The sequence below is a fragment of the Enterobacter cloacae complex sp. P6RS genome (assembly GCF_014982245.1).
Classification (GTDB): domain Bacteria; phylum Pseudomonadota; class Gammaproteobacteria; order Enterobacterales; family Enterobacteriaceae; genus Enterobacter; species Enterobacter bugandensis.
In genome coordinates this window covers 95,094-112,325 of the sequence record NZ_JADCLB010000011.1, presented here as the reverse complement: position 1 = coordinate 112,325, position 17,232 = coordinate 95,094, and the positions used below count along the sequence as shown (strand labels likewise).

The 17,232-nt window shown below is 60.2% G+C and carries 18 protein-coding genes; 8 read left to right on the top strand and 10 right to left on the bottom strand.

All coding sequences use genetic code 11. The features are described from left to right. On the bottom strand, positions 1-882 hold the full coding sequence (locus INF73_RS06720; protein ID WP_193540238.1) for a LysR family transcriptional regulator: 882 nt from the start codon (positions 880-882) through the stop codon (positions 1-3). Positions 883-981: 99 nt separating this feature from the next. Here INF73_RS06720 and INF73_RS06715 point away from each other — a divergent pair, with 99 nt between their 5' ends. From INF73_RS06715 to arnF, 8 genes are all read left to right on the top strand, one after another. After that, positions 982-1,488, top strand: a complete 507-nt coding sequence (locus tag INF73_RS06715; RefSeq protein WP_028014722.1) for a phenolic acid decarboxylase — start codon at positions 982-984, stop codon at positions 1,486-1,488. Positions 1,489-1,810: 322 nt separating this feature from the next. Beyond that, entirely contained in the window at positions 1,811-2,950 is a 1,140-nt protein-coding gene (gene arnB / locus INF73_RS06710) for a UDP-4-amino-4-deoxy-L-arabinose aminotransferase (protein WP_059355356.1), read from the top strand. A 1-nt stretch (position 2,951) separates the two neighbouring features. Continuing rightward, on the top strand, positions 2,952-3,935 hold the full coding sequence (arnC, locus tag INF73_RS06705) for an undecaprenyl-phosphate 4-deoxy-4-formamido-L-arabinose transferase (RefSeq protein WP_041911876.1): 984 nt from the start codon (positions 2,952-2,954) through the stop codon (positions 3,933-3,935). Next, the gene (arnA, locus tag INF73_RS06700; protein WP_193540240.1) at positions 3,932-5,914 is read left to right on the top strand and encodes a bifunctional UDP-4-amino-4-deoxy-L-arabinose formyltransferase/UDP-glucuronic acid oxidase ArnA; all 1,983 of its coding nucleotides are present in this window, start codon (positions 3,932-3,934) and stop codon (positions 5,912-5,914) included. The genes arnC and arnA overlap by 4 nt, the downstream gene beginning before the upstream one ends. After that, entirely contained in the window at positions 5,911-6,813 is a 903-nt protein-coding gene (gene arnD, locus INF73_RS06695) for a 4-deoxy-4-formamido-L-arabinose-phosphoundecaprenol deformylase (protein ID WP_193540242.1), read from the top strand. The genes arnA and arnD overlap by 4 nt, the downstream gene beginning before the upstream one ends. Continuing rightward, a complete protein-coding gene (gene arnT / locus INF73_RS06690) occupies positions 6,810-8,465 on the top strand; it encodes a lipid IV(A) 4-amino-4-deoxy-L-arabinosyltransferase (protein WP_193540244.1) in 1,656 nt (551 codons plus the stop codon). Before arnD ends, arnT begins: the two co-directional genes overlap by 4 nt. After that, entirely contained in the window at positions 8,465-8,800 is a 336-nt protein-coding gene (arnE, locus tag INF73_RS06685) for a 4-amino-4-deoxy-L-arabinose-phosphoundecaprenol flippase subunit ArnE (protein ID WP_041911880.1), read from the top strand. The genes arnT and arnE overlap by 1 nt, the downstream gene beginning before the upstream one ends. Beyond that, on the top strand, positions 8,797-9,177 hold the full coding sequence (gene arnF / locus INF73_RS06680) for a 4-amino-4-deoxy-L-arabinose-phosphoundecaprenol flippase subunit ArnF (RefSeq protein WP_193540246.1): 381 nt from the start codon (positions 8,797-8,799) through the stop codon (positions 9,175-9,177). The genes arnE and arnF overlap by 4 nt, the downstream gene beginning before the upstream one ends. Here arnF and acpT read toward each other — a convergent pair. The 9 genes from acpT to INF73_RS06635 are packed head-to-tail and all read right to left on the bottom strand — an operon-like array spanning position 9,134 to position 17,232. After that, the gene (gene acpT, locus INF73_RS06675) at positions 9,134-9,742 is read right to left on the bottom strand and encodes a 4'-phosphopantetheinyl transferase AcpT (protein ID WP_193540248.1); all 609 of its coding nucleotides are present in this window, start codon (positions 9,740-9,742) and stop codon (positions 9,134-9,136) included. The two genes, arnF and acpT, sit on opposite strands and share 44 nt — an antisense overlap. A gap of 2 nt (positions 9,743-9,744) precedes the next feature. Further along, positions 9,745-10,974, bottom strand: coding sequence for a beta-ketoacyl-ACP synthase (locus INF73_RS06670; protein WP_193540251.1), 1,230 nt, complete (start codon positions 10,972-10,974; stop codon positions 9,745-9,747). Next, complete coding sequence (locus INF73_RS06665) at positions 10,971-11,702, bottom strand: 3-ketoacyl-ACP reductase FabG2 (protein WP_028014712.1); 732 nt, start codon at positions 11,700-11,702, stop codon at positions 10,971-10,973. Before INF73_RS06665 ends, INF73_RS06670 begins: the two co-directional genes overlap by 4 nt. Continuing rightward, positions 11,699-12,172 (bottom strand): 3-hydroxy-fatty acyl-ACP dehydratase, encoded by a 474-nt coding sequence (locus tag INF73_RS06660; RefSeq protein WP_150145220.1) that lies wholly within the window; start codon positions 12,170-12,172, stop codon positions 11,699-11,701. Before INF73_RS06660 ends, INF73_RS06665 begins: the two co-directional genes overlap by 4 nt. Then, positions 12,169-13,338, bottom strand: a complete 1,170-nt coding sequence (locus INF73_RS06655) for a beta-ketoacyl-[acyl-carrier-protein] synthase family protein (RefSeq protein WP_193540253.1) — start codon at positions 13,336-13,338, stop codon at positions 12,169-12,171. The genes INF73_RS06660 and INF73_RS06655 overlap by 4 nt, the downstream gene beginning before the upstream one ends. Position 13,339: 1 nt before the next feature. Continuing rightward, entirely contained in the window at positions 13,340-13,918 is a 579-nt protein-coding gene (locus tag INF73_RS06650) for a DUF3261 domain-containing protein (protein ID WP_049138150.1), read from the bottom strand. Then, complete coding sequence (locus tag INF73_RS06645; protein WP_193540255.1) at positions 13,915-16,239, bottom strand: MMPL family transporter; 2,325 nt, start codon at positions 16,237-16,239, stop codon at positions 13,915-13,917. Before INF73_RS06645 ends, INF73_RS06650 begins: the two co-directional genes overlap by 4 nt. Next, positions 16,208-16,813: an outer membrane lipoprotein carrier protein LolA gene (locus INF73_RS06640; protein WP_028014707.1), complete on the bottom strand. Its 606-nt coding sequence runs from the start codon at positions 16,811-16,813 to the stop codon at positions 16,208-16,210. The genes INF73_RS06645 and INF73_RS06640 overlap by 32 nt, the downstream gene beginning before the upstream one ends. Next, a complete protein-coding gene (locus INF73_RS06635) occupies positions 16,810-17,232 on the bottom strand; it encodes a thioesterase family protein (RefSeq protein ID WP_028014706.1) in 423 nt (140 codons plus the stop codon). The genes INF73_RS06640 and INF73_RS06635 overlap by 4 nt, the downstream gene beginning before the upstream one ends.

The window sequence follows — 17,232 nt, the reverse complement described above, 5'->3', positions numbered from 1 at the left end:
TTAAAGCGTAGCAGGTGATGATGACGGCTCCTGGCTAAAAAGGCGCAGCAGGGTTTCAACCTGCTCATCCAGCGGGGCGAGGGTGCGCTTCACGATCAGATGCAGCGGTGTGGCCCGACGAACGCCGTGGCTCAGCGGGAGGAGTTTCAGTACGCCTTGCTCCAGCTGGGGCTGAATACGTTCCTCTGGCAGCCAGCCGTAGCCGACCTGCGAGACGACCGCCTCTATGGCAGCGTCGATGGTCGAGAACGTCCACGACTCGCCGGCAGCCCGCGCGGCGTTCTGGCTGTCCGCAATCTGGATTAGCGGCCACGGGCGTAGCATCTCATCATTCAGCGGCGCGTCGAGGCTAAAGAGGGGATGCCGGTGATGCGCCACGGCGACAAAGTCAATGTTCATCAGCCATTCGCCGAGCCCGGTAATGTCCTGGCGGCGGCTTAAAACCATCAAATCGGCCTCGTTGTTCATGGCATCGGCGCGGGTATTTTCCAGCACCTCCGTGAGGCGGACCTGAGTTTGCGGATACTGCTGCTGGAACTGACGCAGAATGGCGAACAGGCGGCGGCGTGGGAAAATCGAGTCCACCACCAGGTCCAGCCGCGTGCGCATCCCGTTACGAAGGGTCGCCGCGCGCGTCTCGACATACGAAAACGCTTTCAGCAGCGGTTTCACCTGGCCGAGAAGCAGTTCACCGGCCGGGGTCAACACCGCCCTGCGCCCCTCCGGCGCCAGCAACGCCACGCCCAGCCGCTCCTGCAGCAGCGACAGGTTATAGCTCACCGAGGACTGACTGCGGTGGGTTTCTTCCGCAGCTTTGGCAAAGCTGCCCGCATCCACCACTTTTTCCAGTAAGGCCCACTGTTCCAGCGTCGTCTTGTGCATGATTTATCTAAAATTTGGATGAATTTGATTAAAACATAGCGTTATTCATTCATTTTTTGAAGGCTTAAGATCGTCTCATCAAAACGAAGGAGACATCTTATGAACACATTCGACAAACACGACTTAAGCGGCTTCGTTGGCAAACATCTGGTTTATACCTATGACAACGGCTGGAATTACGAAATTTACGTCAAAAACGAGACTACTCTCGACTACCGTATTCACAGCGGTCTGGTGGCGAACCGTTGGGTTAAAGATCAGCAGGCTTACATCGTGCGGGTAGGGGAGAGCATCTATAAAATCTCCTGGACCGAGCCAACCGGTACAGACGTTAGCCTGATTGTGAACCTGGGCGACAAACTGTTCCACGGCACCATCTTCTTCCCGCGTTGGGTCATGAACAACCCGGAAAAAACCGTCTGCTTCCAGAACGACCATATTCCGCTGATGAACAGCTATCGCGATGCGGGGCCGGCATATCCAACAGAAGTGATTGACGAATTTGCCACCATCACCTTTGTACGCGACTGCGGTGCGAACAACGAAAGCGTGATTGCCTGTGCAGCCAGCGAGTTACCGAAAAACTTTCCCGATAACTTAAAATAAGCGCGACAATTAACTAAAAAGAAAAGTTCCCGGTTATTTCTGCTTTTACAGAAATAACCGGGTTTTTTTTGTTTGTTGATGTTCGGTTTAAAATAACATTTTGTAAAAATTGAGTCTGATCACGAAATAAATAATTCATAATTACATAAGCTATTGTTTACAAATGAATTAATATTGATTTAGTTACAACTAAATTACGCATCTTAATTTTTCCCTAAGAAATGAACGATACCTTGATATGAGTTTATGGTTCGTTGAAATAAACGAAAAAGTAATTGGTTAATATCAAGCGCGTGCCATTCTTATTGCAAGGAAATTAATGATGAGTGATTTTTTGCCTTTTTCCCGCCCGTCGATGGGTAGTGAGGAATTAGCGGCGTTGCAGGAGGTTTTAACCTCCGGCTGGATCACCACAGGGCCTAAAAATCAGGAACTTGAAGCGGCATTTTGTCAGCTGACGGGGAACCAGCACGCGATTGCCGTCTGCTCGGCGACGGCGGGCATGCACGTCACGCTGATGGCGCTGGATATTGGTCCGGGCGATGAGGTCATTACCCCCTCCCAAACCTGGGTCTCCACGCTGAATATGATCGTGCTGCTGGGCGCCACGCCGGTCATGATCGATGTGGACAACGAGACATTGATGGTGACGCCGGAAGCGGTTGAAGCCGCCATTACCCCGCGTACCAAAGCGATTATTCCCGTGCATTACGCCGGCGCGCCGTGTGATATCGACGCCATTCATGCCGTCGGTGAGCGTCACGGTATTCCGGTGATTGAAGACGCGGCCCATGCCGCCGGAACGTACTATAAGAACCGTCACGTGGGCTGGAAAGGCACGGCGATTTTTTCCTTCCACGCCATCAAAAACATGACCTGCGCGGAAGGTGGTTTAGTCGTCACGGATAACGCCCGGCTTGCCGCGCGGATCCGCAGCCTGAAATTCCACGGCCTGGGCGTGGATGCCTATGACCGCCAGACGCACGGCCGCGCGCCGCAGGCCGAAGTGATCTCCCCGGGCTTTAAGTACAACCTCGCAGATATCAACGCCGCGCTGGCGCTGGTACAGCTGGGTAAGCTGAAAGAGGCCAACCTACGCCGCGAGGCAATCGCGCAACGCTACCTGCGCGAGCTTGCCGATACGCCGTTCCAGCCGCTGAGCATTCCGTCATGGCCACACGTTCACGCCTGGCACCTGTTTATTATTCGCGTTGATGAAGCGCGCTGCGGGATCTCACGCGACAACCTGATGGCGGCGCTGAAGGAGCAAGGCATCGGCACCGGCCTTCATTTCCGCGCGGCACACACTCAAAAATACTACCGCGAGCGTTTTCCTGATGTATCGCTTCCGAATTCGGAATGGAACAGCGCGCGTATTTGTTCTCTCCCTCTTTTCCCGGACATGACTCATGACGACACAACCCGCGTCATTACCGCACTCCATCAGCTTGCAGGACATTGATATGTTCAGTGCACCGCCTGTACAAAAAGTTTCCGTGGTTATCCCGGTTTATAACGAGCAGGAGAGCCTGCCCGAGCTGATCCGCCGCACCACGGCAGCCTGCGATACGCTGGGCAAAGCCTATGAAATTCTGCTGGTGGACGACGGCAGCAGTGATGATTCCGCGCTGATGCTGACCGAAGCCGCCCAGGCCGAAGGCAGCCATATTGTCGCCGTGCTGCTCAACCGTAACTATGGCCAGCACTCCGCCATTATGGCCGGGTTCAGCCACGTTACGGGCGATCTGATTATCACCCTGGACGCGGATCTGCAAAACCCGCCGGAGGAGATCCCGCGCCTGGTGGCGAAAGCCGATGAAGGCTATGACGTGGTCGGCACAGTACGTCAGAACCGTCAGGACAGCCTGTTCCGCAAGCTGGCCTCGCGCACCATAAACCGCCTTATTCAGCGCACCACCGGTAAAGCAATGGGCGATTACGGCTGCATGCTGCGCGCCTACCGCCGCCATATAGTCGACGCCATGCTGCACTGCCATGAGCGCAGCACCTTTATTCCGATCCTCGCCAACACCTTTGCCCGCAAGGCAACGGAAATTCCGGTCCTGCACGCCGAGCGCGAGCACGGGGAATCGAAGTACAGCTTTATGCGTCTCATCAATCTGATGTACGACCTCGTCACCTGCCTGACCACCACGCCGCTGCGCCTGCTGAGCGTGTTCGGCAGCATCATCGCCCTGGCCGGCTTTACGCTGTCCGTCCTGCTGGTGGTGCTGAGGCTGGTCTTTGGCCCGCAGTGGGCGGCGGAAGGGGTCTTCATGCTTTTTGCCGTGCTGTTTATGTTCATCGGCGCCCAGTTCGTCGGAATGGGCCTGCTCGGTGAATACATAGGCCGTATCTATAACGATGTTCGCGCACGTCCGCGCTACTTTATTCAACGTGTTGTCCGTCAGGAACACAAAGCATCTCAAGAGGAAAACCACCCATGAAAGCCGTTGTATTTGCCTATCACGATATGGGGTGCGCGGGCACGCTGGCCCTGCTGGAAGCGGGCTATGACATTGCTGCAATCTTTACCCATCCGGACGCGGCGGGGGAGAATCACTTCTTCGGCTCCGTGGCGCGTATCGCCGCCGAGCGCGGTATTCCGGTGTATGCTCCGGACGACGTCAACCACCCGCTGTGGGTGGATCGCATCCGCGCGCTCGCACCTGATGTCATCTTCTCGTTCTACTATCGCAACCTGATCTGCGACGAGATCTTAGGCCTGGCCGCAAAAGGGGCGTTTAACCTTCACGGCTCTCTGCTGCCCGCCTACCGTGGCCGCGCGCCGCTGAACTGGGTGCTGGTCAACGGCGAAACGGAAACGGGCGTGACGCTGCACCGCATGGTGCGCCGCGCAGATGCCGGGGCCATCGTCGCCCAGCAGCGCGTGGCAATCGACGCGGATGAAACCGCGCTTGAGCTGCATCATAAACTCTGCACCGCGGCGCAAAGTCTGCTGCGTGACGCGCTGCCAGCCATCCTCAACGGCACCTTCAGGGAGACCGAGCAGGACGAAAGCAAGGCCAGCTGCTTTGGCCGCCGCGCGCCGGAAGATGGTCGCCTGGACTGGAATAAACCCGCCCGCCAGCTGCACAACCTGGTGCGCGCCGTGACCGACCCGTGGCCGGGCGCATACAGCTTTGCGGGCGTAAGCAAATTTATCGTCTGGAAATCCCGCGTGCGTGACGATATCCCGGCCGCTAAGCCGGGCACCGTCGTCTCCGTCTCTCCGCTGATTGTGAGCTGCGGCGAGCAGGCGCTGGAGATCGTCACCGGGCAGACCGACAACGGCCTGTACGTTCAGGGCACGCAGCTGGCGCAGTCTCTGGGGCTGGTGGCTGGGGCGCTGATCACCAGCGCGCCGGTGGTTGCCATCAAGCGCCGCACGCGCGTGCTGATCCTCGGCGTGAACGGCTTTATCGGGAACCACCTGACCGAACGTCTGCTCAAAGACGATAACTACGAGATTTACGGTCTGGATATCGGCTCTGACGCCATCAGCCGTTTCCTCAACAACCCGCGCTTCCACTTTGTGGAAGGGGATATCAGCATTCACTCCGAGTGGATCGAATATCACATTAAAAAATGCGACGTGGTGCTGCCGCTGGTCGCCATCGCCACGCCAATCGAGTACACCCGTAACCCGCTGCGCGTGTTCGAGCTGGATTTCGAAGAGAACCTGAAGATCATCCGCGACTGCGTGAAATACGACAAGCGCATCATCTTCCCGTCCACCTCTGAAGTGTACGGCATGTGTACCGACAAAAACTTCGATGAGGATGCCTCCAGCCTGGTGGTCGGGCCAATCAACAAGCAGCGCTGGATCTACTCTGTCTCCAAGCAGCTGCTGGACCGCGTGATTTGGGCCTACGGCGAGAAAGAGGGTCTGCGCTTTACCCTGTTCCGTCCGTTTAACTGGATGGGCCCGCGTCTGGATAACCTGAACGCGGCGCGAATCGGCAGCTCCCGTGCGATCACCCAACTGATCCTGAACCTGGTCGAAGGCTCGCCTATCAAGCTGATTGAAGGTGGAAGTCAGAAACGCTGCTTTACGGACATCAGCGACGGTATCGAAGCCCTGTTCCGCATCATTGAGAACAAAGATAACCGCTGCAACGGTGAGATCATCAACATCGGTAACCCGGACAACGAAGCGAGCATTCGCGAGCTGGCCGAGATGCTGCTGGCCAGCTTTGAGCGCCACCCGCTGCGCGATCGCTTCCCACCGTTTGCCGGTTTCCGCGAAGTGGAAAGCAGCAGCTACTACGGAAAGGGCTACCAGGACGTCGAGCACCGTAAGCCAAGCATCCGCAACGCGAAGCGCTGCCTGAACTGGACGCCGACGGTGAAGATGGAGCAGACCATTGATGAAACGCTCGACTTCTTCCTGCGCACCGTGGAGCTGTCGGAACAGGCCTCATGAAAAAAGTCGGTTTACGCATTGATGTCGACACCTTCAGGGGAACGCGTGACGGCGTGCCCAGACTGCTGGAACTGCTGAGCAGGCACGGCGTGCGTGCCAGCATTTTCTTCAGCGTGGGGCCTGACAACATGGGACGCCATTTATGGCGTCTGGTTAAACCGGCATTTCTGTTCAAAATGCTGCGCTCGCGCGCGGCATCCCTCTACGGCTGGGATATTTTGCTGGCCGGCACCGCCTGGCCCGGCAGACGCATCGGCGCGGGTAATGAAGCGGTTATCCGCGCGGCGGCGCAGCAACACGAGGTCGGCCTGCATGCCTGGGATCATCACGCCTGGCAGGCGTGGGCGGGCGTCTGGGATATCCCGCGCCTGTCCCGTGAGGTCGAGCGTGGAATGCTGGAGCTTGAGGCCATCATCGGTCAGCCCGTGCGCTGTTCCGCCGTGGCGGGATGGCGTGCCGACCAGCGGGTGGTCAAAGCCAAAGAGCATTTCGCGTTTCGCTACAATAGCGACTGTCGTGGAACCGGGCCGTTTTTGCCGCTGTTGGGCGAAAATCGCTACGGTACGGTGCAAATTCCGGTCACGCTTCCTACGTGGGATGAAGTGGTGGGGCGCGAGGTGAAGGCGGAAGCATTTAATCGCTACATTCTGGACCGCATCCATCGTGACGCCGGAACGCCGGTCTATACCATCCATGCCGAAGTGGAAGGGATTGCGTATCAGCATGATTTCGACGAACTGCTGACCATGGCCGCCCGGGAAGGCATTGCGTTCTGTCCGATGAGCGAGCTGCTGCCGGACGACCTCAGCAGCCTGCCCGTGGGTAAAGTCGTCCGTAATGAACTGGCTGGCCGGGAAGGCTGGCTTGGCTATCAACAAACCGTGAGTCCGGTCCCATGAAAACAGCCCGTTATGGCGTAGCGCTTTTCGCACTGTTTATCGTTTACTACCTCATTCCGGTCGATATCCGCCTGCTTTGGCAGCCTGATGAAACGCGCTATGCGGAAATCAGCCGCGAGATGCTGGCATCGGGTGACTGGGTTGTCCCGCATTTCCTCGGGCTGCGCTACTTTGAAAAGCCGATTGCCGGCTACTGGATCAACAGCATCGGGCAGATGCTGTTCGGGCACACGAACCTCGCCGTGCGCGCCGGGTCCATCTTCTCTACCGGTTTAGCGGCGCTGCTGGTCATCTGGATGGCCTGGCGACTCTGGCGGGATAAGCGTACGGCCATTTTCTCCGGCCTGATCTTCCTGACTCTGTTCCTGGTGTATGGCATCGGCACCTATGCGGTGCTGGACCCCATCGTCACCCTGTGGCTGGTGGCGGCGATGTGCTGCTTCTGGCTCGCCTCACAGGCGCGCACCGTGGCCGGAAAAGCGGGCGGCTATGTGCTGCTTGGGCTGGCCTGCGGCATGGGGGTGATGACCAAAGGCTTCCTGGCGCTGGCGGTACCGGTGATCGGCGTGCTGCCGTGGGTGATTGCCCAAAAGCGCTGGAAAGAGGTGCTGATTTTTGGCTGGCTCGCGGTCCTGAGCTGCGTGCTGATTGTTCTGCCGTGGGGGCTGGCCATTGCGCACCGCGAGCCTGATTTCTGGCGCTACTTCTTCTGGGTTGAGCATATTCAGCGTTTTGCCCAGAGCGACGCGCAGCATAAAGCTCCGTTCTGGTATTACCTGCCGTTCCTGCTCGCGGGCAGCCTGCCGTGGCTGGCGCTGCTGCCAGGCGCGCTGCGTCTTGGCTGGAATGACAGACAAAACGCGGGCGGAGGGTTCTACCTGCTGGGTTGGGTGGTGATGCCGCTGCTGTTTTTCAGCATCGCTAAAGGCAAGCTGCCGACCTATATCCTGCCCTGTTTTGCCCCGCTGGCTATCCTGATGGCGCGCTATGCCTGCCTCGCGGCGGAAAAAGGGGCCAGAGCGTTACGCATTAACGGCGGCATTAACCTGGCGTTTGGCGCTATCGGCGTGGTGGCGGCGCTGGTGGTCTCGCCGTGGGGGCTGGCTAAGCATCCGGTCTGGACGTCGGTCGAACTGTATAAAGTCTTCTGCGCGGTGGTGGCGTTCCTTATCTGGGGCGCGGTAGGCTGGTTTACGCTGCGGCAGAGCCAGCGGCGCTGGTGGCTGGCGGCGCTGTGTCCTGCGGGTCTGGCGCTGCTGATTGGTTTTGCCATTCCGAACCTGGTGGTGGATTCCAAGCAGCCGCAGTCGCTGGTTGATACCGTGCGCGAGCCGCTTCAGGGCAGCCGCTTTGTGCTGACCAATAACGTTGGCGTGGCCGCGGGCCTGGCGTGGGAGCTGAAGCGCAGTGACATCACGCTGTTTGCTCAGAGCGGCGAGCTGCGCTACGGGCTGGATTATCCCGATGCGAAAGATCGCTTTGTCAGTGAAGACGACTTCGCGCAGTGGCTGGCAACGCATCGTAAGCAGGGAGGCGTGTCGCTGGTGATGCTGCTGTCTAAACGTGACGATATTGCAGAGGCGAATTTACCGCAGCCGGACAATCTCTATATCCAGGGGCGTCTGGCCCTGCTGGAGTATCTGCCGAAGTGATGACCTGGACCTGGCTCATACTGGCAAGCCTGCTGAGCTGCGCGGGACAGCTGTGCCAGAAACAGGCTACCCGTCCGGCGAAAGGCGGACGGCGTGGCGCGCACATCATGCGGTGGCTTGGCCTGGCGATGCTGGCGCTGGGCTGCGGAATGCTGGTCTGGCTGGTGGTGCTGCAGCGCCTGCCAGTCGGCGTAGCTTACCCTATGCTGAGCCTCAATTTTGTCTGGGTGACGCTGGCGGCGAAGGTCTTCTGGCGCGAGCACGTTGCTGTGCACCACTGGCTGGGGGTCGGGTTCATTATCATGGGGATTATCGTGCTGGGAGGAAGCCTGTGAAAGGCGCGTTCTGGGCGTTATGCAGCGTGCTGTTAGTCAGCGCCGCACAGCTGTTGCTGCGCGATGCCATGCAGGCTCTGCCGCCGGTCAGCGATTTTCTGACGTTTATCTCCTCGCTGTGGCACGTTTCGTCCGGCACGGGCGCGCTGCTGCTGGGGTTAACGGGATACGTTGCCTCCATGGGCTGCTGGTATCTGGCGCTGCATCGCATGGCGCTCAGCAAAGCGTATGCCTTGCTGAGCCTCAGCTATATCCTGGTGTGGGGCACGGCAATCCTGCTGCCCGGCTGGGGGGAGCACTTCTCCTGGCATGGGCTGCTGGGCGTCGCGTTGATTATGCTGGGTGTACTGGTGATTTTCCTGCCCCGACGTGAATAATCGACTCGGCGGTCAGGGTGTAAGGGGTCGAGGTACAGACGGCAAGGCTCAGAGAACCGAGCTGCAGCTGGCTGACCGAGTGCGACTGCGCCGTGCTGTCGATGCTGACAATCTGCCAGGCGCTGCCGCCGCGCTGTTTCACAATCGCTTCTTTGCGCGTCCAGATACGCCAGAAGGCAGAAAGCTGTTCCTCGGGCGCTTCACGCTCCAGCTCGTCATGCTCTGTCAGGCTGAAAACGGCGTTGGCCAGCGCCTGCCAGTTCTTGCGGGGGCGAATCACTTCGATATCGCAGCCCACTTCGCCTTCATCGCTCATCAGCAGGGCGATATCATCACCGCTATGGCTCAGGTTGAACCACAGCGGATCCCCCATCGCAAATGCCGGCTTCCCCTGCTCGCCGTAAATTATGTCGGGGAGCGGGTGAGGGGATAATGTTCTGGCGAGCAGCGTCCGGCCAGCCAGCCAGGAGGCCTGTCGTGCACCCTGAGGTGCCTTATCTGCAAGCGTTGACGCCAGCGGGTCCGCGCAAAGGGTGGAAATTTTTCCCAGTACAAACCGGTACATAGTTACGCCCAGCGTTTAATGATAATCGAGGTATTGATGCCGCCAAACGCGAAGTTATTGCTCTGCAGATACTCGCAGTCAATCTGACGGGCTTCTCCCATAATATAATCTAAAGCCCCGCATTGCTCATCCGGCTGCGTTAAATTGAGCGTCGGGGCAAACCAGCCTTCGCGCATCATCTGCAGGCTCATCCACGCTTCCAGCGCGCCGCAGGCCCCCAGCGTGTGGCCAAAATAGCTCTTCAGCGAGGAAACCGGCACGCTGTCACCGTAGATGGCGGCCGTGGCCTGGCTTTCGGCGATATCGCCGCGGTCGGTGGCGGTACCGTGCGCGGAGATATACCCCACATCCCGGGCGCTTAACCCCGCCATCGCCAGCGACTGCTCCATGCAAATCTGCATGGTGTCACGCTGCGGCTGGGTGATATGGGCCGCGTCACAGTTGGTGGCAAAGCCCACGATCTCACCGTAGATGGTGGCCCCGCGCGCTCTGGCGTGCTCCAGCTCCTCCAGAATCAGGGTGCCTGCGCCTTCCCCAATCACCAGACCATCGCGCTGCGTATCGAACGGCGAGGGGGTGGTTTTGGGTTCGTCGTTGCGCTGGCTGGTGGCAAACAGCGTGTCAAACACCGCCGCTTCAGACGGACAAAGCTCTTCCGCGCCCCCCGCGACCATCACGGTCTGATACCCGTGGCGAATTGCCTCCCAGGCGTAGCCAATCGCCTGGCTGCCGGAGGTACAGGCGCTCGACGTTGGGATCACGCGGCCACGTAGTCCAAAGAACAGGCCGGTATTCACCGCGGTGGTGTGCGGCATCATCTGGACGTAGGTTGTCCCGGTGATGTTATTGGTGTGCTTTTCGGTAAGCATGGTCGCGAATTCGCTGACCGGGCCGGTGCTGCCTGTCGAAGAACCGTAGGCGATGCCGGTTTGCCCGTTGGTAAGCACCGCTTCGCCAATCAGCCCCGCCTGCTCCAGCGCCAGCTCTGTGGCGCGGGTAGACATCAGCGACACGCGGCCCATGGCGCGAATACGTTTGCGGGTATAGTGTTCCGGCAGCGCGAAATCGTCGATCGGCGCGCCCAGCAGGGTGTGCAGGCCATCATAAACCTGCCATTCCGGCATTTTACGCACGGCGTTTTCATACGCCAGCAGCCGGCTGGAAACGGACTGCCAGTTCTCGCCAAAGGCGGTGACGCCGCCCATGCCCGTAATCACCACGCGACGCGTCATAGCATTCCTCCGTTAATCGAAATGACCTGGCGGGTGACGTAGCCCGCGATATCCGACATCAGATAGCTTGCCAGCCCGGCGACCTCCTCAGCCTGGCCCATACGTTTCATTGGGATGATGGACATCGCTTCCTTCAGCGCGGCCTCCTCCATCTCAATCATGCCGGTATCAATCAGCCCTGGCGCAATGCAGTTCACGGTGATTTTGCGTTTTGCCAGTTCGATCGCCAGCGCTTTGGTGGCACCGATAATGCCCGCTTTGGCCGCGCTGTAGTTCACCTGGCCGCGGTTGCCCATCACGCCGGAGACGGAGGATAAGGTAATAATGCGCCCGCCTTGACGGGTGCCGATCATGGGCATAATGCAGGGGTGTATGACGTTATAAAAACTGTCGAGATTGGTGTGGATCACGCTGTCCCAGTCGTCTTCACTCAGTGCCGGAAAAGCGCCATCGCGGGTAATTCCGGCGTTGCTGACCACGCCATACCATGCGCCATGGGCATCAATTTCCTGTTCAAGCACTTCACGGCACTGCTCGCGGTTGCCTACGTCAAACGAGAGTAAACGGCCGCTGCCGCCCGCCTGCGTGATGGCGTCCAGCGTCTCCTGCGCGCCTGCGGCATCACGATGGTAATGCACGCCGACGGTGAACCCGTCAGCGGCAAGCTGGCGGGCGATGGCGCGACCAATGCCTTTGCTGGCCCCTGTGACCAGTACGGAACGACTCATGCGTGGGATCCCTGATTAAAAAGCGATGTTAATTCTTCTGCACTCGGCTGGAAGGTATTGACCCGGCCCGTGGCCAGCGTCTCTTCACCTGCGCAAATCGTGCATTCAAAACTGCCGAAGCGTTCGTCCTGCATCAGCAGCTTAACGGTAATGTCCAGCGTTAAGCCTTTGGCGAAACGCCCGCTGGCGCAGACCAGCTCGCGCGCGCCGAGCACCATGCCCAGCGCGATATGTTCCTGCCCCTGCTGCTGACGATGCCAGCCCGACCAGACGCCAACGGTCTGCGCCATTAGCTCGAGCGCGTACCAGCCCGGCAAGTCGCCATCGGCATTGAGAAACGGCGCCAGCACGCTTTGCCTGTCAACCGCCACGCGGCAGACCGCCATGTCATCCGTCACATTTTCAACGGACCCCAGCAGCATCATGGGCGCATCGTGCGGCAAATAGGTTTCGGGTGATAGATAGCTCATGACGTTCTCCCCAGCAGAATGCTGGCGTTATTGCCGCCAAACGCGAACGAGTTAGACAAAATCACCGGCTTTTTCAGGGCGGTGCTCTGGTGCAGCAGGCCGCACGGCGCCAGCGTCTCGTCCGGAGCGTAGCGGGAAAAATCCTGCGGCGGCAAGGGCAGATCGCGCGTCAGGATAAGCCAGCTCAAAGCCGCTTCGGTAATTCCGGCAGCGCCCAGCGTGTGGCCGGTAAGGTGTTTGGTTGAACTGCACGGCACGCTTTCTCCGAAGAGATCGTGAACCACCTGTGATTCAATCTGATCGTTGAGCGGCGTGGCCGTGCCGTGCAGGTTGATGTAGCCGATGTCGTCCGGCTGCATGCCCGCTTCGCTGAGCGCCTGAGTGATAGCCCTTATCGCCCCGTCGCCCTGCGGATGCGGGGCGGAAATATGGTACGCATCGCTGGATTCGCCCGTGCCGAGCAGCGCCACGTCCGCGGGTTCCCGGCTTAATACCATCAGCGCCGCCGCTTCACCGATGGTGATCCCCCGGCGGTCCCGGCCAAACGGCTCGCAGAGCGTGGGGGAGAAGGATTCAAGACTGTTAAAGCCGTTCACGGGCATCCGGCTCAGGGTGTCTGCTCCGCCGACAATGGCGATATCCACCAGCCCGGCTTCGATCAGGCGTTTGCCGCCGATCATCGCCCGCGCGCTGGAGGAGCAGGCGGTGGAGATCGTATAGGCCGGGCCTTCAAGCTGCAGCCAGTTGGCGAGAAAGCGGGACGGATCGCCCAGCTCCTGCTGCGGATACTGCCAGCGCGTGCTGGTCTCGCCGTCGGTAATGAGACGCACGTGCTCATCGCCTTCATCCAGCCCGGAGGTGCTGGTTCCCAGCACCACGGCCACGCGGTCGCGACCAACGCGGGCGATGGCCTCGTCGACGGCGGGCTGAATCTGCGCCAGCGCGGCCAGCAGCAGCTGGTTGTTGCGGGTGCGGTGTGCAGAGAAGGTGTCCGGGATGAGCGGCAGTTCGCCTTCCACCCCGCCCAGTACCGCTTCGGGCATTCCCTGCAGCCAGCCGGTCCGGGCGTGCATGCCCGGCGCCACGCCCGCAGCCAGGTTGGCGGCAATTTCATCAGGCGAGTTGCCCAGCGCGTTGACCATGCCAACAGCGGATATATAAATCATCTCAGTCACCCAGATATTGAATGGTGATGTGGTATTTGAATACGTGTTGCTCGATGCTGATCGGCTCGCGCTTGCCTTTGCGCTGGAGATAGACAATCTCCGTCACCAGCTTGCCGCTGGCGTTGCGCAGCTCGCGCCGATCGCCATTGTCCGTTAACGTCCAGCCCTTCGGCAACTGCGGCTGCCAGGCGCTAATCGGCCAGTGGCTGAGCATCACGTCGGCCAGCACCTGGCTGGCGGGCGGCAGCTGCGGCACGACGATCGACTGCTCGGTATGAATACCGCTCTCGTCGTACGTTGCCAGGAACAGGCGAATGCCCACGGAAGAGAGGCCGGCCAGCGTGACCTTATGCGCATCCGCGTTGAGCATCACCAGCAGGGACTGCGTTTGCCCGTTAAAGCTGCCGGTCAGCAGCTGCTGGGAGCTTACCGCCGGGCTGATGCCGGGCGGCGGCAGAGTGACTTTGGTGCCAGGCTGAAGCCAGGCCTGAGGCCGCGTCTCTTTGGTATCGGTCGAATGGCTGCAGCCTGCCAGCAGCAACACCGCGGCCAGCGCGACGGCGCGATAAACAGCGTTCATTTACGTTTTCTCTCTTTCTTATCCGGCATCGCCAGCGGTGCCAGCAGGAAGGCGGTGAAAATACCGCTCACCAGCACAATACCAAAGCTGCTGATAGCCTGGGTGGCGCTGAAGACGAGCATGCCCAGCGTCAGCAGGGTGGTCATCATGGCCAGGGTAATCGCCAGCATCGAAGTCAGCGGCGTACCGCGCGGGTTGCTGAAGAACAGCGTGTAGTTAATGCCAATGCCGAGCACCAGTACCAGCGCCAGCAGTGAAAACAGATTTACCGGGTGGCCCGTTGCGGCCAGGACCGCCAGCCCGCAGCTCAGCGACAGCACGGACGGCACCAGGCTTATCAACCCTTTGCGCCAGCCGAGGCGCAGCATCGCCCCGCAGGCTATCACCGCCAGCGCCGCAAACAGTAGCCCCGTCAGCAGCGTGCGGTAGAGGGCAAACAGGCTGTCAAAGCTGGCCTTGCGGTCCACCCAGACGACGCCGTCATGGCGCGCGGCCAGCTCACCGAGCGCCGCGCTGTTTTTTGCGCCGTCCACCGGCACGAGCACGCCGCTTTCCCCGCCCGGCAGGGTCAGCCAGAGCAGACGCCAGCCCTCGCTGGCCGGACTTTCAAGCCACGCGTCCACGCTGACCGGCATGGCGTCCAGATTGGGGGAAACGGCGTTAAGCCCTGCGCTTTTCAGCACGTTCGTCACCGCAGGCGCGGCGTTCCGCAGCAGCGCAAGGTCGCTTTTCTGGCGGGCCTGCGAGTTCAGCGGCAGGGTGCGCCAGCGGGTGAGATCCCCCGCCTTTTGCGCCTCGGCCAGCGCGGGAGTAAAGGCTTCCAGCCGCTCCAGCGTTTGCTGGGGCGAAGCGCCATGCACCACAAACCATTTCTGATCGACGCTTTGGCCGGTCAGGGCGGTAATGGTTTTCTCCTGCGCCAGAATATCTTTCGGCAGCGCCTGCAGCTGGGCGATGTCGTCGTCCACCTTCAGGGTGCTCATTCCCACGGCGGAGAGCAGCGCCAGCGCGACGGGCAGACCAACGGACAGTTTTTTACTGCGTCGCCAGGCGGCCAGCCAGCGCAACATCAGGACCATAAAGGGAACCGGGCGCACCGGCAAACCCCGGCACAGCCACGGATGCCAGAAAATCACCGTCAGGCAGGAGGCGCTCAGCCCCGTCGCGGCAAATACCGCCATCTGGCGGATCCCGGGGAAGGGGGCCAGCATCATAATCAGGTAGGCGGCGACGGTCGTCAGCAGCGCCAGCAGCAGCGCATTGCGCACTTTGGCCAGGCTTTGCCAGGGAGAGAGCTCCGCGCCGTGCACCATCCGTTCGGTCAGGTAGTAAAGCGTATAGTCTGCCGAAATACCGATGATGCTCATGCTCATCACCAGCGTCATCAGGTGCAGTTCGCCAAAGAGCAGCAGCGTCACCACCGTGCCCGCCAGCGCGCCGATGGCAATGGAGAGCACGCTCAGCAGCAGCGGGCGCAGAGAGCGGAACACCGCCACGATCAGCAGGAACACCCCAAGCAGGGTGGCGATGCCCAGCGTTGAGACGTCGCGTTTAGCCTGCTGGCTGGCATAATCGCTGTAGAACACCGTCCCGCGCGAAAGCAGCTGCGCCTGCGGGTAACGCGCTTTCAGCGTCTGTTGCAGCGCGTTAAGCGTCGTCACGAGCCGGTGGGTCTGCTGCATATCAAATGACGAACCCGCCAGTTCGCCGTGCAGCAGATACCAGTAGTTTCCCGCTTCATCTTGCGTGACCAGCCAGCCGTCCATCAGCCGCAGCTTCTGGCCGTTTTGCGCCAGGGCGAGCTGCGAGCCGCGCATCAGCATCAGCGGATCGTTTTGCAGCTCTTTACCGCTGACGCCGGAGAAGGCGGAGTAGAGCTGGGATAAAATCCACTGCGCCTGCGCTTCTCCGCCGTTTTGCAGGCGGGCGCGGGTGGCCGGATCAATCAGCCCGTTGCGGTGCTGCCAGAAGAATTCTCCCCAGGCCTTTTGCCCGGCGGCGTCCATCGGGCCTTTGACCTCGCGGAGCGCGTCGCTGCCGTGCAGCAGTTCAAGCCACTGCTGCGCCACGCGCGGATCGGGTTCTTTGCCGGGGCTGACCAGCCAGACCAGCTGGCGGTCGAGACGCTGCATAAACCCGTCGTTGAGCGCCGGAGGGATCGCCCCCAGCGTCTGCTTCGGCAGCATGGCCAGCACGCTGCTGTTCAGCCGCGCGCCGGGCAGCAGCGACAGCAGCACGCCCAGCATAACCAGACATACCGTGGCCCACAGCAGCGCCGGGCGCAGGGATTTACGGTGCGGCAAAGCGTTGGCGTTCGTCATCGGTCAGGCTGGCGGGCGTCAATTGGTGGTTTGAAAGGGCGATATCGGTACGGTCGCCCTGCCTGTCGTTCAGGCGGATCGTCTCAAGATAGGTCGCGCCGCCCAGATCGAGGGTGGCGAAAATCTTGTCCAGCGGCGTCGTTTTTGGGGTAAGCACCAGCGACCAGCGGCCCGCGCCCAGGTCTTTAAAATCGATGCGGAAGTTCTCTTCCAGCACCTTGCGGTCGGCCTGGAACAGGGCCCGCAGCAGGTGGTTGAACTGGAACATCTGCGGATTATTGTCGGCGGTGATGGTCTGCGGCGGCTGGCCGTTGATCGCCTGTACCATCCGCTTGTCGTCCAGCAGCAGCGTCATCGGAAACGGCGCTTTTTGATCCCACAACAGGCCGCTGTCGCGGGCGATCAGCATCTCGCCCTGCGAGCGCAGCGGCTGCGGCATATCTTTTATCGTGCGGACCTGTTCGAAGTGCGCGCGCACCACGGGCTGCTCGGTGAAACGCTGCTGCAGTTCATCCAGCGTCACGGCGCTGACCAGCGGGCTGACGAGCAGCGTCAGCAAAGGCAACCATTTCATGGCGTGACTCCCATACGTTCAAACAGTACTGCCGGACTGACAAAGCACATTTCGCGGGTGGCTTCTTCTACCGCTACCTGGATGGTGTAGCCGGTGGTGGTGCGTTTGCCGGTTTGCGCATCGAAAATTTGATAGGCAATGCGCAGGCGGTTTTCATACTCTTCAATCTGCGCGCGAACGCGAATGCGCTGCTCAAAGGTCACCGCATCGCGGTATTTCACCCGCGTGTCGACAACGGGCCAGACGTAGCCGGAGGCTTTCATCTGGCGATAGCCATAGTCAAACTGATTGAGCAGCGCCTCGCGGGCGATCTCAAAGTAGCGGAAATAGTTGCCGTGCCAGACCACGCCCATCATATCGACGTCGTGGAACGGAACGGTGATCTCAACTTCAGTCGTAAAGCGGGGATCGGTCAGCAC

Coding starts and splice junctions, on each gene's coding strand:
- INF73_RS06720 (WP_193540238.1), bottom strand. CDS start 882: ATGCACAAGACGACGCTGGAACAGTGGGCCTTACTGGAAAAAGTGGTG.
- INF73_RS06715 (WP_028014722.1), top strand. CDS start 982: ATGAACACATTCGACAAACACGACTTAAGCGGCTTCGTTGGCAAACAT.
- arnB (WP_059355356.1), top strand. CDS start 1,811: ATGAGTGATTTTTTGCCTTTTTCCCGCCCGTCGATGGGTAGTGAGGAA.
- arnC (WP_041911876.1), top strand. CDS start 2,952: ATGTTCAGTGCACCGCCTGTACAAAAAGTTTCCGTGGTTATCCCGGTT.
- arnA (WP_193540240.1), top strand. CDS start 3,932: ATGAAAGCCGTTGTATTTGCCTATCACGATATGGGGTGCGCGGGCACG.
- arnD (WP_193540242.1), top strand. CDS start 5,911: ATGAAAAAAGTCGGTTTACGCATTGATGTCGACACCTTCAGGGGAACG.
- arnT (WP_193540244.1), top strand. CDS start 6,810: ATGAAAACAGCCCGTTATGGCGTAGCGCTTTTCGCACTGTTTATCGTT.
- arnE (WP_041911880.1), top strand. CDS start 8,465: ATGACCTGGACCTGGCTCATACTGGCAAGCCTGCTGAGCTGCGCGGGA.
- acpT (WP_193540248.1), bottom strand. CDS start 9,742: ATGTACCGGTTTGTACTGGGAAAAATTTCCACCCTTTGCGCGGACCCG.
- INF73_RS06670 (WP_193540251.1), bottom strand. CDS start 10,974: ATGACGCGTCGCGTGGTGATTACGGGCATGGGCGGCGTCACCGCCTTT.
- INF73_RS06665 (WP_028014712.1), bottom strand. CDS start 11,702: ATGAGTCGTTCCGTACTGGTCACAGGGGCCAGCAAAGGCATTGGTCGC.
- INF73_RS06660 (WP_150145220.1), bottom strand. CDS start 12,172: ATGAGCTATCTATCACCCGAAACCTATTTGCCGCACGATGCGCCCATG.
- INF73_RS06655 (WP_193540253.1), bottom strand. CDS start 13,338: ATGATTTATATATCCGCTGTTGGCATGGTCAACGCGCTGGGCAACTCG.
- INF73_RS06650 (WP_049138150.1), bottom strand. CDS start 13,918: ATGAACGCTGTTTATCGCGCCGTCGCGCTGGCCGCGGTGTTGCTGCTG.
- INF73_RS06645 (WP_193540255.1), bottom strand. CDS start 16,239: ATGACGAACGCCAACGCTTTGCCGCACCGTAAATCCCTGCGCCCGGCG.
- INF73_RS06640 (WP_028014707.1), bottom strand. CDS start 16,813: ATGAAATGGTTGCCTTTGCTGACGCTGCTCGTCAGCCCGCTGGTCAGC.